This is a genomic window from Photorhabdus machadonis (genome assembly GCF_052657765.1).
Genome location: NZ_CP199761.1, coordinates 3026674 through 3041796, shown reverse-complemented (window position 1 = coordinate 3041796; position 15123 = coordinate 3026674). Strand labels below are relative to the sequence as shown.

Sequence of the window (15123 nt, the reverse complement as noted above, 5' to 3'; positions counted from 1 at the left end):
CGGCGGTGATTAGCTGTCATGGCGACGGGGCTGAAATGAGGTCATCATGGCCTTCATCTGTTCATGCTGGGCCGGCGTCATGGTCCCGGCGCAGGTGCCGGTCAGGATGATTATCTGTTCCGGCAGATGAAGCAGCATCATCAGTTGATGAAGCGGGCCCTGTGGCGAAGTCCAGCTGAACTCGGCGGTGACGGTGGTCATGCCGTTCAGCTCCCCGGTTTCCTGAGCGATAACCTGATAGTTTTTCAGTTTCTGGCCGAGTGAGTGGATTTCCCGTTCAGCAAACTGGGTAAAATCAAGCCCCCAGGGCAGGGTATCGCGGGACAGGGTGAAACTGCTGCCGTGGGGGTCATCGGCGCTGCTGAGGACGAGCATGCTGACATCCTGCCAGTCGTGGGGCACGTTTACCGTGCCGGCATTGAAGTGGAACGGGATGAAGCGGGTTTCCTGAGTCATGATGGGGTCCTGATAATTATTTTAAGGTGTTGGGGGTATCCGGGTTACTTGTTCATATTGATGTTGCCGCCCAGCACCATGACGCCGCTTGCGTTGATTTCAATACTGTTGGCATCCCCGCCAAAGACGAGTTTGAGGCTCTCTTTGGTCATCACGATTTTTCCCGCGCCGACCGTCAGCGTAATATTGTCGCTGGCTTCATACAGCTGAGTGCCGTCTCCCGCTTTACCGGCGCTGGCCTTGACCTGTACCTGATTGGCTTCGGTGCTGCGCAGCTGGCAGATGGTTTCCATCAGGTTACCTTGTTGAATGGCTGTTTTTTCATCCCCGGCCTGAACCGTAATCTCCCGGTCGGCGGTTTCTACGGTCAGTATCTGGCGATGTTTCACCCGGGTATGCATATCCCGTTGCGCGTGCAGCGACAGCGCTTCACTGCCTTTGGCATCCTCAAAACGCAGTTCGTTATAGCCTTCGCCCTTGTGGGTTTTTGAGCGGAAGGCCATCTGGGTTTTGCTGCCCGGCAGGGTGCCCGGCGGGAGGTTGCTGGCATGATACGTTCGCCCGATGACAATCGGCTGGTCCGGGTCACCGTTGAGAAAGTCCACCACCACCTCCTGACCGATACGCGGGATGGCCAGCATGCCCCAGCCCTGACCGGCCCACGGTTGCGTTACCCGTATCCAGCAGGAGCTGTGGTCATCACTCTGGCCGTCACGGTCCCACAGGAATTGCAGCCGGATACGGCCGTATTTATCACAGAAGATTTCTTCGCCGGCCGGGCCAACGACTTTGGCTATCTGCGGGCCGTCCATTACCGGTTTGCGCGCCGGCCTCGGACGCCAGTGCTGATGCGCCGGGATAAAGGTGAACTGGTTGCTCATGATGGTGCCTGACTCTCCGCCAGCCTGTTCCAGCGCCTGCGGCTGGCTGCCGTTGTGGGAGACGCTGACCAGCTGCCAGAGCTGGTTGAGGTCATCGCGGGGATGGTCAGTGAGGGTGAACAGCACGCCCGGCTGCATGGCGGCGTGGTTACTGTCCCCGTGGCCGGTCAGGGCGTCATTGCGCAGGGCTTCGAGCCGGTAGCGGGTGAAATCGGCACCGTGCTGCTCGTCTTTGAAGCGGCCGGGGAAGTCAAAGTGTTCATAGCCGGTGTGCTGGAGGTTTTGTTCCTGCATATGGTGGCGAAACTCGGCGGCCCAGACCGGGTTTTTAAAGGTGTAGTCTTTGAGCTCGACGGAGGCCGGGCGGACCTGCGCCTGCCGGGTCAGGGTGGTGACGCACAGCTGCGACGCGTCGGTCGCTTCACCGGGGTGATAGGGCAGGACCGGGCCTGTGGCGAGGGCGCCTGCCACGTCGGCGAACACCAGGGTGTTTTTATTCTCGTTGAATTCAAAGAAGTAAAACAGGCCTTCTTCGGCGGTCAGCCGGTGCAGAAAGTCAAAGTCGGTTTCCCGGTACTGGACGCAGAATTCCCGCTCCGGGTGCGGATGGCGCAGGCGGAACACCACATCGCGGACGCCGCTCTCTTTGAGCAGGGTGGTGAGGATGGTTTTGATATCCTGCCGCTGAAAAATCCGTGAATTCTGGCGCAGGGTGGTGCGCCACATATCGGGGCGGAGGGTCATCTCATAGCGGGTCTGATGTTTGCCGGTGTTGCCCTGCACAAAGCGGGCGACCATGCCGGTGACGGTGCGCTCGATGTTGCCGGCGCGCAGGATGGTGAGGGTGGCGCGGTTATCGAGGACCGCAGAGAAATCAATGGCCGGGTCGGCGCTGGCTAAACTGACGTTCAGGCTGAAAGGGGTGGAGAAGGCTTCATTGAGTGAAAAGCCGGCGACGACAAAGGTTTCAGGCGGTAATTCACCGGCCGTGAGGGTAAAGAGTAAGCCGCCAGCGCTTTGCGTCTTTAGCCGGTCGGCAAGGTGTTTAGCGCCCGATGGCCTGGGTGGATTTTTCTGGAATGACATCACGTCCCCTTAATTTTTCATGAGGATATTCAACGCACGGACCCTCGGTCCGGCGGTTTTTTGCGTGTAGTCATTAATAATCAAGGGGTTAAAGAGACCGCCTTGAGGAAGAACATTTAAGACAATGAGGCTGCTAGCAGTCTGTTGCTGTTAGTCTTGTATTGATAACCTGCATTGAACAGGTAACCTGGGCTGTTATGCCATGGGTGACCTAAGAGAGAGTAAAATATAACAAAAAATTTACGGTGTCTCGTTTGTTTAGTTGACTAATTTCCGATCAATCTTGAAAATGTGATATATGTCACGAATTTATTTGTGCAGTGTGGCTGTAACGGGATCAGCGCTGTTTTGTTAAAAATGATCAAGTCCCTTCATGATCAATCAATTGTCTTATCAACTTCCGCAGTCAGCGTTTCAAGACTAACAGGCGATAGTGGGATGCGAGGGGATGGTATTGCCCAGTGTTTTATGTCGTGGAGAATGGCGGAACAGATTTTTCCCTGACAAGCTCCCATGCCGCACCGTGTTGCCATTTTTGCACTATTCCAATCCTGAAATGATTCAAGCTCTTTTAAATGTACGTCTTCACAACGACAGATCAACGTATCGGGTGAAAGTGCCCGCGTGATCTCTTTATTCAATTCAAACGCCTGTGCCGCCGCTGTTGCAAAATGCCGCCATGTTATCCGTTTCTGCTGCCATTTTTCAGCTAATGCGTATTCACCACTCGCTGCAAACCCGGCAATGAATCCTTCACAAAGTGCAAGCTCACTGCCGCCAATACCGGTGCATTCTCCTGCGGCATAGACACCAAGTATCGTCGTCTGTTGCCACGTATCTGCTTGAATATTTCCTTGTTCATCCAGTAAGCAACCAAGTAATTGCGCCAGTTAACCCTCCTTCTGCCGAGGTTTCCACTCCCAATACCATACTGTTTTTGTAATCAGAGGGGCATAACTGCGCTGATACCCCGTAGAATAGTTGCTTTTTTCATAATTATTCCATATACAGGCCGAGATTAGCCTGCCAAGTGATGAGATATCATTGGTTAGCAATACGAATGTTCATTTTTTTCAGCCACTGAATGAACAACATATCGTTACTACTGGACATATCAACCCTCTGATAGCTTATTAATTATTCAGAAGTATGATAATAAAGATTTGGGGGAATAATTTTGCAAAGAAACTATAATTTTTGAATGGTTATAGAAATATATTCTATATACCAAAACGCGCCATCATGGTCAATGTGAACACTTTTGACCGGGTAAAAAAATGTAGTTGAAAAGTTGTGGCTGCAATAACGTTCATATCCTGCAATTTGATTGGTCTGCATTGGAATATCATTGAGAAGCTGAATTTTTACATCACTGATGGGAGCAAGGGCAAACTAAGAACCTATCATTTACCCGATGTATTGAAGAAGTACTTCTGCATTATAGCTAGCTTTCCACGAGTAATAAGGAGAAACACGAGGATCTGACCAGAATTGAAAAGTTTCTCATGGATAATATTGGCGAGGCAATTCAAAATGTGGACCGTCTTTTAGTGACTTCCAGTCCCCACCCCAAATAATGGGAATATTCAAACGCTGGGCAGCTTGCTTGACAGTTGTTGCAAGATCGATAAAGGCTTGCCAGTTATCCCAGGGAATAATGCCATTGATTAATGGCGCTATATCTACAGCGTGTCCGGTTAAATGGCGACTGTTCAATGTTTGGCTATGCCCATCAGCAAACACTTGCCGTTGGCGTTCGGCTGTTCTTAGCCCCTCAATAACACAAAAATCGGTATGGGAAAGTTGCAAAGTTAAGCGGGCAACTTTCACCAGATCAGGATGCACGCCGATTAAATTCCGTTCACTTCTTTTGCTAAAAATGTTCAGTATAGGATGGACGTTCTTTCCCTCTGGGAACAATGTTCGTAAGTGATTTAGGCATTACCCCGTAAACCGTCGCCCAATCGGGCGGCGATATAAGGGGAGCTAACCAGGGATTTCCTGCGATCTGACATAGGTTTTCAACGTTTCAATTGTTGCGCCGCCTGCACTACATCGGGGATGCAGGCTGGCATAGTTTCATCAGCAGGCGGGAATACAAAGCGGAACAAAAAGGCGTTTATGTGGTGAAACTCGATCAGTGGTACGCCAGTTCCAGAAGGTGTCATTGTGGTGGTTGCAAGACGTCGGAAATGCCGCTGCATAAACGGCGCTGGCAATGCCCTGAATGCGCGGTAGAACATGACCGTGATATCAATGCGGCGATCAACATCCGGCAAAAAGGGATAGTTGAATTACAGGCGGCGGGACACGTCGTCTCTGCTCATGGAGGCCTGCGTAAATCCGTTGCACCAACGGTTGCGGCCTGAGAAGTGGGAAGCCTCGCCGTTTTTTACGGTGGGGAGCAGTCACCGCTAATGGAGCAATCAAAGGTATTTATCCAAATCTACGTCCACTATTAATCAAAATCAGTGTTGTAAAAACGGGGGTGATCATAGAGTTATGTTCTCCTTATTTCAGTTCCTACCGTTAATCCAATCTAAATCAACATGATTTATAATGTTCTATTTATAGGACATTATAATCATAATAGCGCATAATATTCGATTAAAGTGACATTAAAAAATCACGTTACAGTTATATTATAATGTGCTAATAAATATCCATTATAGCTATTAATAATTTTAATGTGCCACTTTGGGGATATTATGATTTCACATGAAAGAACAGCTTCAGCAATTGCAGAAGAATTGGGAGGACGCTTGAAACAAGCTCGACTAAACAATGATCTGACTCAAGCTGAAGTTGCTGAACTTTTAGGCGTCACAAGAAAAACTGTACTGAATGCTGAAAAAGGGAAAGTCCAATTAGAGGTTTTTGTTGCCATTATGGCCGCGTTAAACTTAACCGGACAATTAGATCTTTTTCTACCCAAACAAAGCATATCTCCTATCCAACTAGCTAAACTTCAGGGAAAAAAACGGCAACGAGCATCTGGTCTTAGAAAAAACAATATTGAAGAGGATACACCGGAATGGTAATGGAAGTTATCAACGTAATTTACAATCAACATAAAGTTGGTGCGGTGAGTTTTGACCCGGGTAAAAATTTGGGTTTTTTTCAGTATGACCCCAGCTTTATCGCTAAAGGGATCGAACTGTCTCCGTTGAAAATGCCTTTAACAAATAAAATCTACAGTTTTCCAGAACTGGACTATAACACGTTTAAAGGACTACCTGGCTTGATTGCAGATTCACTACCAGACGATTTTGGCAACACTGTACTTAATGCATGGGTTGCAGCTCAAGGCAAATCTCCTAACGACATTACACCTTTACAGCGACTTCAATATACTGGGAAACGGGGAATGGGCGCTCTTGAATACGCACCAGCAACCAAAATGAAAAACCTCAATTCCTCAAAACAAGTAGAAATAGATTCATTAGTTTCTATCGCCCAAGAAATTCTGGATTTCCGTGGCGATTTTACTGTTGAGTTGATTAATCACGGTCAGGAAGACCGCGAGGCCATGATGTCACTACTTTCTGTGGGTATGAGCGCTGGTGGAGCCAGACCCAAAGCTGTATTATCCTTTAATGAGGACTTCACTCAGGTTCGCTCTGGTCAAGTTAAAGTTCCTGACGGTTTTATTCACTATCTTATGAAATTTGATGGTGTCAGTGAGCACAACAAAAACCAGGAAACCTTTGGTGATCCACTAGGCTTTGGAGCGATGGAATATGTTTACCATTTAATGGCAAAAGAGTGTGGTATAGACATGATGCCCTGCCGATTATTCCATGAAGGCAACAGGCGTCACTTTATCACACAGCGTTTTGATCGTCTGGGGAATAAAAAAATCCATGTTCAAACATTAAATGGACTTGCTCACGTTGACTATAAAAAACCAGGTTCCTTCTCCTATGCGGAACTTTTCTTTGTTGCCAGGCAGCTAAAACTATCGGCTAAGGCTGCTGAACAGCTACTAAGAAGAATGTGCTTTAATATCATTGCTAGAAATCATGATGATCACGCTAAAAACTTTGCATTCATATTAAGAGACAAAAAATGGTATTTGGCGCCAGCCTACGATTTAGCCTACAGTTACAAGCCTGATAGTAAGTGGGTAAATAGTCACTGGATGACTTTAAATGGTAAAAGAGACAACTTCACCCGGCAAGATTTTTATTCATTAGAAAAACTAAGCCCGCTGTTCACCAAAAAAATGGTTAATGGAATTATTGAGGAAACCATAGAAAAAGTCTCTGCCTGGAGTAAGTTAGCTGCTGATTTTGGTGTGCCAAAATCATTGATTGACCTGATAGGCACAAATTTGAGATTAACTATCTAATATCCTAATGGTTGTAGATCATTCTCGTGATATAGATCACACCGTCAAGGTTTTTGAAAAAATCTCCCGGCGTGATCTTCTGCCTATTATGACTGGCTGAAATTATGCGCTAATCATAGCGCAAAGCTATCCATCACTTCATGGCGCAGCTCGTGATAACCTTCCTCATTAAAGCCATGTCTCCAGTAAGGGATGGCATATAACTGGTAGCGTTCATAACCTTTTTCACGGCGAACATAGCGACGAAGTGCTTTGACCATTTTATCTTCACCGGCAAGCCAGAAAGTGACATCTTCGGTTGGTAATGACCAGGATTTGAATGTGGATACCATCTTGTCAGTCACTTCAACACCGCCGGTAATCCAGTGGATCGTTATTCCCGCAGGTTTTTTCAACTCCTGAATATCCTGTTCATTTTCGACACGGATAATCACCTGCCCGGCAGCGTCTGGTTTTATTGTTTCCAATAGAGCCGCAATTGCAGGCAGGGAACTTGGGTCGCCAGCCATGTAATAGTTGCTGACTTTTGGCAGTAATGGATCAGGGCCTCCGGGGTTAGTGATACCGATCCAGTCACCGATTTTGGCTCTGTGAGCAAATTCTACCGCCGGACCGCCATGGTCATGCAGTGCGAACTCAATATCGATCTCTTTTTGTTCGGCGCGGAGAGCCCGAACAGTGTAAGCACGGGTCACTGGGCGCAGTTCTTTTGTCGGCCATATTGGGCCTTCTGGGGATAGAGTGGGTAAGATGGGTTTGGACTGCCCCGGAAGAGGTAAGAATATTTTTACCAGCCCGCCTTCGCATTCAGTGGGATAAGTGTCCAGGTTTTCACTTTCGAAAGTAATACTGCGCATATTGGGGGTTACGTCGAAAATTTTTTTTACCTGAACAAGCCTCGGTGGTGCAGGGCGGTAAATATTTTTCTCTTCAATTGTTTTATTCGCCACGTAAAATTCCTCTGGAAAATTTATCGAAGGTAATGATCTGATAAAGCAAAGTGCAGTGTAACAGTAATTAACACAAATGCTAATCATTATCATTCAATAAGTTGCGCTGATGCCAGTAATTTGATTTATCTGTCTTTTTTAATCCAGCGATAATTGAATTTCTATTTCTGTACCACTATTTTTACGGTTTTTTATCTGTAATTGTCCACCGATGAGCGTGACTCTGTCTTGCATAATAGCCAGTCCAAATCTGTTTTTATCAATTGCATTTAGATTGATGCCCCGGCCATTGTCACTGACAACAGCAATGATTTTGTCATCAATAGGATAAATACGGATACTGATCCAGTTTGCATTGGAATGCTTGTAGCAATTGTTTAAACACTCACGGATGATTTGTATTAAATGTTTACAGTAACTGTCAGGGATGTGTTGATGTGTCAGGCGGTAATTGAATTCAATATTGAAGTCCAGACGATGGTTAAATTCATTAATCAACGTTTGTAAAGATTCTTGTAAATTACATTGAGGCTGTTCGTTCCTGAAGGTTGCCAATAATTCCCTTAGCTGGCGGTAAGCGATATTCAACTCGTCCTTGATCATATTGAGCGAAGTTAAACTTTGCTTGGATAAGTTATCACTACCGATATACAGGCAATTAACCTGAATCTTAAGGAAAGAGAGCGATTGGGCAATTGAATCGTGGAGTTCACGGGAAATAGCCGCTCTTTCTGCTGCCAAGATACTCTGATGGTGGCACTGGATTTGGTTTTCCCGTAACAGTTTATTTGTCATTAAGGCAACCACATTCTGAACCAGGCTTTTTTCATCGGGGGTCAGATCACTATTTCTGTGTGTTTTTATCCAGAGTGTCCCATAGTTGTCAATATTATCATCCAGACTCCATCTCATAATCAGAGGCATATCGAAATAGGGACACTGGTGGGGATTGCGGAAGAAGTATTCTTGTTGCGATGGATAAAAGATGATTTTGGCTTCACAGAAAGGGATCAGGCGATTGAGATGAGAAAAAATCTCCTGTAGCTTTTCAGGAAGAAGTTTACAGTTTTGTAGTTTGAAATGGCTTTGACAGAGGAAATCCAAATGGCCATTTTTTTGTTTTAGTGCGTTAATTTCTGCTTTGTATTTTGAATGTTGCCATTCTTTGACAGGAACAGAGTTATGCACTACTTTTATCAGGAAATACGCATTTGTCATGCTTAACATTATCAGCAATGGTAGAATTAAATCTTGAATAGACGGTTTATTAATCAATAACAGTATAAAAAGTAAAAATAAATTTATAATGGAGTTGATTACAAACAACTTTTGGTTTGTGAAGATAGCGTTATTTGAACTTGTTTTCATCAGGCAAAGATTCCGTTCTGCAATACTGATGAAAACTTTAGCTCAATTTATTAAATAGTGTTAACAATTACTTTAATTTCATGCCTGCTGCTGTCATCAGAAGGCGAAATAGTGTGGAGACAGCAAAAAGAGTCATCACACTGCAAAGCCAGATGACCGCCATCCAGCCTATCCGTTTCCATACGGAAGGGCGTTGGATATTTTGATTAGTGGTAGCCTTGTTCATGGCTCACTTTCCCCCGGAAAACGTAGTAGCTCCAATAGGTATAAACCAGGATCACTGGGATGATAAGCAGGGCACCGACCAGCATAAAACCTAAACTTTGTGGTGCTGCGGCGGCGGCTTCATAACTGATCGCTGGTGGGATCAGGTTAGGCCAGATACTGATACCTAATCCACTGTAGCCGAGGAAAACCAGCAATAGTGCTAACAGAAACGGTGTGTAATGGGTTTCGCGTTTGATGGAACGCAGTAATTTCCAGCCGGACCATATCACTAATAGTGGTACAGGAAGGAAGAACCATAAATTAGGTAAACTAAACCAACGTTCGGCAATTGCCGGATGGATTAAGGGTGTCCACAAACTGATAATGGCGATGACAGCCAGCATCAGAAGAATGAGTGGGCGGGCTACACGGAACATCGCCTGTTGCAGATGGCCTTCGGTTTTCATAATCAGCCAGCCGCAGCCTAACAGGGCATAAGCAACGACAAGCCCAAAGCCACAGAACAGCGGGAAAGGTGAGAACCAGTCAAAATAGCCACCCGCATAAGCCCGGTTTTCAACAGGGAACCCCTGAATAAAGGCACCCACCACAACCCCCTGAACGAATGTGGCAATCACAGAACCACTGATAAAGGCTTTATCCCAAATGTGACGATGTTCAGGCGCGGATTTGAAACGAAACTCAAAGGCAACGCCCCGGAATATCAGGCCAAATAACATGAATGTCAGGGGGATTGTCAGTGCATCAAGTATAACGGCATAAGCCAGAGGAAAAGCACCGAATAAACCAGCACCCCCAAGTACCAGCCAGGTTTCGTTACCATCCCAGACGGGGGCGACACTGTTCATCATTAAATCACGGTCGCTGTCGCTTTTCATCGTGGGATAGAGCAGCCCAATCCCAAGATCAAAACCATCCATGACAATGTACATCATGGTGCTGAATACAATGATGATGAACCAGATTAACGGCAGATCAATACCCATTTTTTAACTCCTTTTTGGGGCCTTTGCGGATAAGTTTCATCATATAGGTGTAACCCACACCAAACACCGAGCTATAAACCACGATAAACAGCAACAGGCTGATGCTCATATGTATCTCACCGTGTGCGGATACCGCGTCTTTGGTGCGTAGCAGACCATAAACCACCCACGGTTGACGGCCTATTTCTGTGGTAAACCAGCCGGCAAGAATAGCGATCAGGCCGGAAGGTGCCATCAAAAATATAAAACGCAGGAAGGGTTTTGATTGGTAAAGCCGTTGCTTATAACGCAACCAGAGTCCCCAGCAGCCGGCAATGATCATCAGCATACCCAGGGCGACCATCACTCTGAATGACCAGAAAACCATTAGGGCGTTTGGCCTGTCTTCCGGTGGAAACGCTTTAAGAGCAGGAACCTGTTTATCGATGCTGTGGGTCAAAATCAGGCTGGCGAGATAAGGAATTTCCACGGCATAACGGGTCTCTTCCCGCTCCATATCAGGAATACCAAACAAGATCAGCGGAGTCGCTTCGCCGGGCCGATTTTCCCAATGGCCTTCCATTGCCGCGATTTTGGCGGGTTGGTACTTGAGTGTGTTAAGACCGTGCGCGTCACCAATCAACGCCTGCAAAGGCGCAATAATCAGGATCATCCACATCGACATGGATAGCATTTTTTTCATTGCTGTTGAGTCATTGCCTTTTAATAAATGCCATGCCGCTGAAGCGGCAACAAAGAATGCGGAGGCAAGGAATGCCGCCGTACACATGTGAGCCAGACGGTATGGAAAGGAGGGATTAAATATGACGGCCAGCCAGTCGATGGGGACGACCTGATTATTGATAATTTCATGGCCTTGTGGGGTTTGCATCCAGCTATTGGAGGCCAGTATCCAAAAGGTGGATATCAGAGTCCCCAGCGCAACCATACAGGTGGCGAAAAAATGTAACTTTTCACCCACACGGTTCCAGCCAAATAACATCACACCAAGAAAGCCTGCTTCAAGAAAGAACGCGGTCAGCACTTCGTACGTCAGCAAGGGGCCGGTGATCGAACCGGCAAACTCGGAGAAAAAACTCCAGTTGGTGCCGAACTGATAAGCCATAACCAGGCCAGAAACCACGCCCATGCCGAAGTTAACTGCAAAAATTTTCGACCAGAAGTGATATAACTCTTTGTAATCGGTATGACGGGTTTTCAACCATAATCCTTCCAGTACCGCTAAAAAACTCGCCAGCCCAATGGTGATTGCTGGGAAGATAATGTGAAAGGAGACAGTAAAAGCGAACTGAATTCTGGCCAGTTCCAGAGCACTTAAGCCAAACATAGTGACCTCTTATTTTTAGTTTGAACAAAGGCAGGAAATGTGTGTGGGTAAGTAGAACATGAAAAAAATAACTATAATAGTGACAGTTTTCTGTATATTGACTATAACAGTTTTCACGGAGGTCTGAACTTATGAAGCGTTATGAACAATTTGCCAAGCAAATTTTGCAACATATTGAAGATGGGACCTGGCTGGTAGGTGATAGGTTACCCTCTCTGAGAGAGTCAGTGAAATTATCGGGTTTGAGTTTGATGACAGTTGTTCAGTCATATCAGTTATTGGAAAGTCAGGGATGGATCACTTCCCGGCCTCAGTCTGGTTATTATGTCACCAAGCGTTTGCAACCATTTGCGGCGGCGAAAGGGGGAAAGCGATTACATCTGAGCGAAAGCGTGGAAATAAGCGCTTCTATTTTTGATGTATTACAAGCGTGCAAAGATCCTTCGATTATACCTTTTGGTTCAGCATTCCCGGATCCATCCTTATTGATTCAGCCTAAACTCACCAAAGCGTTAGCGGCAGTTGCCAGACGAATAGCGCCGCATAGCTCTTTAGCCAACTTACCACCGGGTAACGATAAGTTACGCCGTAACATATCGCGCCGCTACGCGATGCAGGGTATTCATGTTTCTCCTGATGAAATTGTGATTACCGCCGGGGCGATGGAATCATTGAGTTTCAGTTTGCAGTCAGTGACTGAACCGGGTGATTGGGTGGTCATTGAATCACCGGCTTTCTATGGTGCTTTGCAGGCAATTGAGCGTTTACGCTTAAAAGCCGTGGCAATAAAAACCGATCCGCAACACGGCATTGATTTAGATGCGTTGGAGGAGGTGCTGCAAAAATATCCGGTAAAAGCCTGTTGGTTAATGACTCACTTCCAGAATCCATTAGGCGGAACGATGTCTGCCGAAAATAAATTACGGTTGGTGGATATTCTTAACAGTAACCAAGTGGTACTGATAGAAGATGATGTGTATGGTGAACTTTATTTTGATCAGCAACGGCCTGTACCGGCGAAAGTTCTGGACAGTGAGAGTAACTTTATGCATTGCTCTTCATTTTCTAAATGTCTGGCCCCGGGATTCCGGGTAGGTTGGGTTGCGGCCGGAAAGCACGCAAAAAAAATCCAGCAGTTGCAAATGATGAGTACGGTTTCTGCCAGCACACCGACGCAACTGGCTATTGCCGATTATCTTGCTGAAGGGGGATACGATAAACATTTGCGCCGTCTTCGCCGTGTATTGGAGCAACGTCAACACCAAATGCTACGGGCGATTGGTGACTATATGCCTGCGTCAGTGAAAGTGAATCGCCCGAAAGGCGGGTATTTCCTCTGGCTGGAATTTGAGCCACTGTTCAGTGCCGAGCGGCTTTATCAACTGGCATTGGCGGAAGGGATCAGTATTGCGCCTGGCAGTATGTTTTGTACCAGCCAACAGTTTAACCATGCCTTTCGTCTTAATGTCTCTTTTGATTGGAATGAGGACATGGAACGTGCTATGCAGATTTTAGGTCATCTTTGCCATACTTTATTGGCTGAATGTGGGTAATAACTATAACGTATTGGCCGGATGGTTAGGGTGAAATTTAGTTCAAGCTCTATAGAGGAAGTCACATATAGAGTGCTTAAATAGGAAAAATCAGGTATATCCCTTTGACATATTCTTCCTGGTGCTTATTATGGGATATATAAGAAGCATATCCCTGTGGAGGAGAATCTTATGGAGCAAACAACCGTATTTAAAAGTAACCGTTCTCAAGCAGTCAGACTTCCCAAAGCTGTAGCCTTGCCGGAAGAAGTGAAACGTGTTGATGTGGTCGCCGTGGGTCGTACTCGTATCATTACACCCGCAGGTGAGTCTTGGAACAGCTGGTTTGATGGTCCAGGTGTAACTGCCGATTTCATGGCAGAACGTGAACAGCCGCCAGTGCAAGAGCGTGAGGGGTTCTGATGCTGAAATACATGCTTGATACTTGTATCTGTATCTACACTCTCAAGAACCGGCCCCAGAAGGTGCGTGAAGCTTTTCTGCGTCATCACGGTCAATTGTGTATCAGCACGGTGACATTAATGGAACTGGTGAAAGGGGCGGAGAAATCAGGAAATCCAGAGGCTAATATGAAGGTAATTGAGGAATTCGCTGCTAGGTTGGAAGTGTTGAATTTCGATAATAGGGCTGCTATGCACTCTGGCCAAGTCGTTGCAGAGCTTGAGCGGAACGGTTTGCGCATTGGGGCTTATGACAACCAGATAGCAGGACATGCTAGAAGTCAAGGACTGATTATCGTTACCAACAATGTGCGTGAATTTGAGCGAGTTTCTGGTCTTCGCGTGGAGAACTGGGCTAACTAAGGGGGTACTTACTGTATTTATGACTTTTTTTAACGAAGTGTTTTACATCGGAGATATTCATTATGGTGTCCACGATGAATTTGCGGACACCATTTTGTCAGTTATTTCACTATATCAACTTATCCTATACCCTATGGATTTCAAGATGCATCGCGGCGGCAAAGGAGCGAATCCCCGAGAGCATAGAAAACGATGTGACCGGGGTGAGTGAGCGCAGCCAACAAAGAGGCAACTTGAAAGATAACGGGTATATACAAAGTGCCGTTACTTCTTTTCTTTATTCCGGGTTGTCATAGTGTTAATCCAGTCTTCTAATGTTTCTTTCTGTGTTTTCTCGAATGCGGGCCGTGAATTTCTCCATGCTTCGTAACTCAGTTGATATTCTGCTTGCGGTAGAAGGTAAGTCGATTGGAATTCGATAGTGCCTTTATTATTTTCTAAAGCGATTATTGAAAACTCAGACCAATATAAGAAGCATGATACGCCTCTTGACGATGTGGCAAGCACGTTTTGTACGAAATTAGATCGAGTCTGCTTCTTACCCGCATAGGATAATGCAGCGAGAGCCAATTGTCTCAAGGGGATTCTCATCTGGTCTCTCTCCAGATAAGTTAAACCGTGGAAGCTTTCTAGGAAAGAATTGATCAAAACATCCATATTACGGCTTTTTTGGACAACATTTTGTACGCTTTTTGATATTAAGGACAAGATCGGTACACCCGATAATTCTTTTGTAAATGCAAAGAAGTGTTCTTTATTGCCTTTGCCTTCTGGATCTAACGCATTATAATCTGAAACTGCACGACATATATTCACTATAGTTTGCAGACCTTCGGTAACGCTTACCGGATATTTATATGATGTAGCAGATTGTTTTGCAAGTAGTGTATAATTTTCTGTAGCTGCGGCGTTAGCTGGGCTTTGTACTTTGGAATAATCTTCAAGATCGGAAATATCTGTGAAAATGTTATCTGAGCGTTGCCAATCTTTCAGTAACCTTGTTCCTCCTTTCTCAATATGTTCCATCCATTCTTGGGTTTTCTTTACTGCGTAATCAGGATTGCTTAAGATATTTTCCATGATTTTTATCCTTTCTAGGTTTATTAAACAAGATATTGAATGTCAAAATACTGT

15 protein-coding genes and 1 pseudogene are annotated in these 15123 nt (G+C 45.8%); 6 read left to right on the top strand and 10 right to left on the bottom strand.

Translation table 11 applies throughout. The features are described 5' to 3' along the window. Positions 1–9 precede the first annotated feature (9 nt). The 4 genes from ACUN2T_RS14330 to ACUN2T_RS14315 all read right to left on the bottom strand — a co-directional run bounded on the left by ACUN2T_RS14330 (position 10) and on the right by ACUN2T_RS14315 (position 4313). A complete protein-coding gene (locus ACUN2T_RS14330; protein ID WP_445493691.1) occupies positions 10–456 on the bottom strand; it encodes a DcrB-related protein in 447 nt (148 codons plus the stop codon). 44 nt (positions 457–500) lie between these two features. After that, entirely contained in the window at positions 501–2423 is a 1923-nt protein-coding gene (locus tag ACUN2T_RS14325) for a type VI secretion system Vgr family protein (RefSeq protein ID WP_445493690.1), read from the bottom strand. 377 nt (positions 2424–2800) lie between these two features. Continuing rightward, on the bottom strand, positions 2801–3064 hold the full coding sequence (locus tag ACUN2T_RS14320) for a hypothetical protein (protein ID WP_445493689.1): 264 nt from the start codon (positions 3062–3064) through the stop codon (positions 2801–2803). Positions 3065–3926: 862 nt separating this feature from the next. Beyond that, positions 3927–4313 (bottom strand): M15 family metallopeptidase, encoded by a 387-nt coding sequence (locus tag ACUN2T_RS14315; RefSeq protein WP_445497878.1) that lies wholly within the window; start codon positions 4311–4313, stop codon positions 3927–3929. 164 nt (positions 4314–4477) lie between these two features. Here ACUN2T_RS14315 and ACUN2T_RS14310 point away from each other — a divergent pair. The 3 genes and pseudogenes from ACUN2T_RS14310 to ACUN2T_RS14300 form a co-directional block, all read left to right on the top strand. Next, positions 4478–4792 (top strand): annotated as a pseudogene (locus ACUN2T_RS14310) (zinc ribbon domain-containing protein); the annotation flags it as partial. 339 nt (positions 4793–5131) lie between these two features. Next, the gene (locus tag ACUN2T_RS14305; RefSeq protein ID WP_445493688.1) at positions 5132–5464 is read left to right on the top strand and encodes a helix-turn-helix transcriptional regulator; all 333 of its coding nucleotides are present in this window, start codon (positions 5132–5134) and stop codon (positions 5462–5464) included. Next, complete coding sequence (locus ACUN2T_RS14300; RefSeq protein ID WP_445493687.1) at positions 5458–6774, top strand: type II toxin-antitoxin system HipA family toxin; 1317 nt, start codon at positions 5458–5460, stop codon at positions 6772–6774. The genes ACUN2T_RS14305 and ACUN2T_RS14300 overlap by 7 nt, the downstream gene beginning before the upstream one ends. Before the next feature lie 113 nt (positions 6775–6887). On the opposite strand, the gene ACUN2T_RS14295 is transcribed toward ACUN2T_RS14300, so the two are convergent. From ACUN2T_RS14295 to ACUN2T_RS14275, 5 genes are all read right to left on the bottom strand, one after another. Beyond that, the gene (locus ACUN2T_RS14295) at positions 6888–7724 is read right to left on the bottom strand and encodes a siderophore-interacting protein (protein WP_445493686.1); all 837 of its coding nucleotides are present in this window, start codon (positions 7722–7724) and stop codon (positions 6888–6890) included. A 138-nt stretch (positions 7725–7862) separates the two neighbouring features. Next, positions 7863–8942 (bottom strand): histidine kinase, encoded by a 1080-nt coding sequence (locus ACUN2T_RS14290; protein ID WP_445493685.1) that lies wholly within the window; start codon positions 8940–8942, stop codon positions 7863–7865. A gap of 217 nt (positions 8943–9159) precedes the next feature. Further along, positions 9160–9318, bottom strand: coding sequence for a DUF2474 domain-containing protein (locus ACUN2T_RS14285; protein WP_445493684.1), 159 nt, complete (start codon positions 9316–9318; stop codon positions 9160–9162). Beyond that, positions 9299–10306 (bottom strand): cytochrome d ubiquinol oxidase subunit II, encoded by a 1008-nt coding sequence (cydB, locus tag ACUN2T_RS14280; RefSeq protein WP_445493683.1) that lies wholly within the window; start codon positions 10304–10306, stop codon positions 9299–9301. Before cydB ends, ACUN2T_RS14285 begins: the two co-directional genes overlap by 20 nt. Further along, positions 10296–11633, bottom strand: a complete 1338-nt coding sequence (locus ACUN2T_RS14275; RefSeq protein WP_445493682.1) for a cytochrome ubiquinol oxidase subunit I — start codon at positions 11631–11633, stop codon at positions 10296–10298. Before ACUN2T_RS14275 ends, cydB begins: the two co-directional genes overlap by 11 nt. 131 nt (positions 11634–11764) lie before the next feature. On the opposite strand from ACUN2T_RS14275, the gene ACUN2T_RS14270 reads away from it, so the two are divergent. The 3 genes from ACUN2T_RS14270 (at position 11765) to vapC (ending at position 13989) form a co-directional block, all read left to right on the top strand. Then, on the top strand, positions 11765–13186 hold the full coding sequence (locus ACUN2T_RS14270) for an aminotransferase-like domain-containing protein (RefSeq protein ID WP_445493681.1): 1422 nt from the start codon (positions 11765–11767) through the stop codon (positions 13184–13186). 171 nt (positions 13187–13357) lie between these two features. Further along, entirely contained in the window at positions 13358–13588 is a 231-nt protein-coding gene (gene vapB, locus ACUN2T_RS14265) for a type II toxin-antitoxin system VapB family antitoxin (RefSeq protein WP_445493680.1), read from the top strand. Continuing rightward, positions 13588–13989 (top strand): type II toxin-antitoxin system tRNA(fMet)-specific endonuclease VapC, encoded by a 402-nt coding sequence (vapC, locus tag ACUN2T_RS14260; RefSeq protein WP_445493679.1) that lies wholly within the window; start codon positions 13588–13590, stop codon positions 13987–13989. Before vapB ends, vapC begins: the two co-directional genes overlap by 1 nt. A 264-nt stretch (positions 13990–14253) precedes the next feature. On the opposite strand, the gene ACUN2T_RS14255 is transcribed toward vapC, so the two are convergent. Continuing rightward, positions 14254–15069 carry a hypothetical protein gene (locus ACUN2T_RS14255; protein ID WP_445493678.1) on the bottom strand — a complete coding sequence of 272 codons (816 nt, stop codon included), beginning with the start codon at positions 15067–15069 and terminating at the stop codon, positions 14254–14256. Positions 15070–15123 lie beyond the last annotated feature (54 nt).

What these genes read in the sequence shown, in the direction of transcription:
- ACUN2T_RS14330 (WP_445493691.1), bottom strand. Translation starts at nt 456, where the DNA reads ATGACTCAGGAAACCCGCTTCATCCCGTTCCACTTCAATGCCGGCACG.
- ACUN2T_RS14325 (WP_445493690.1), bottom strand. Translation starts at nt 2,423, where the DNA reads ATGTCATTCCAGAAAAATCCACCCAGGCCATCGGGCGCTAAACACCTT.
- ACUN2T_RS14305 (WP_445493688.1), top strand. Translation starts at nt 5,132, where the DNA reads ATGATTTCACATGAAAGAACAGCTTCAGCAATTGCAGAAGAATTGGGA.
- ACUN2T_RS14300 (WP_445493687.1), top strand. Translation starts at nt 5,458, where the DNA reads ATGGTAATGGAAGTTATCAACGTAATTTACAATCAACATAAAGTTGGT.
- ACUN2T_RS14290 (WP_445493685.1), bottom strand. Translation starts at nt 8,942, where the DNA reads ATGACAAATGCGTATTTCCTGATAAAAGTAGTGCATAACTCTGTTCCT.
- ACUN2T_RS14285 (WP_445493684.1), bottom strand. Translation starts at nt 9,318, where the DNA reads ATGAACAAGGCTACCACTAATCAAAATATCCAACGCCCTTCCGTATGG.
- cydB (WP_445493683.1), bottom strand. Translation starts at nt 10,306, where the DNA reads ATGGGTATTGATCTGCCGTTAATCTGGTTCATCATCATTGTATTCAGC.
- ACUN2T_RS14275 (WP_445493682.1), bottom strand. Translation starts at nt 11,633, where the DNA reads ATGTTTGGCTTAAGTGCTCTGGAACTGGCCAGAATTCAGTTCGCTTTT.
- ACUN2T_RS14270 (WP_445493681.1), top strand. Translation starts at nt 11,765, where the DNA reads ATGAAGCGTTATGAACAATTTGCCAAGCAAATTTTGCAACATATTGAA.
- vapB (WP_445493680.1), top strand. Translation starts at nt 13,358, where the DNA reads ATGGAGCAAACAACCGTATTTAAAAGTAACCGTTCTCAAGCAGTCAGA.
- vapC (WP_445493679.1), top strand. Translation starts at nt 13,588, where the DNA reads ATGCTGAAATACATGCTTGATACTTGTATCTGTATCTACACTCTCAAG.
- ACUN2T_RS14255 (WP_445493678.1), bottom strand. Translation starts at nt 15,069, where the DNA reads ATGGAAAATATCTTAAGCAATCCTGATTACGCAGTAAAGAAAACCCAA.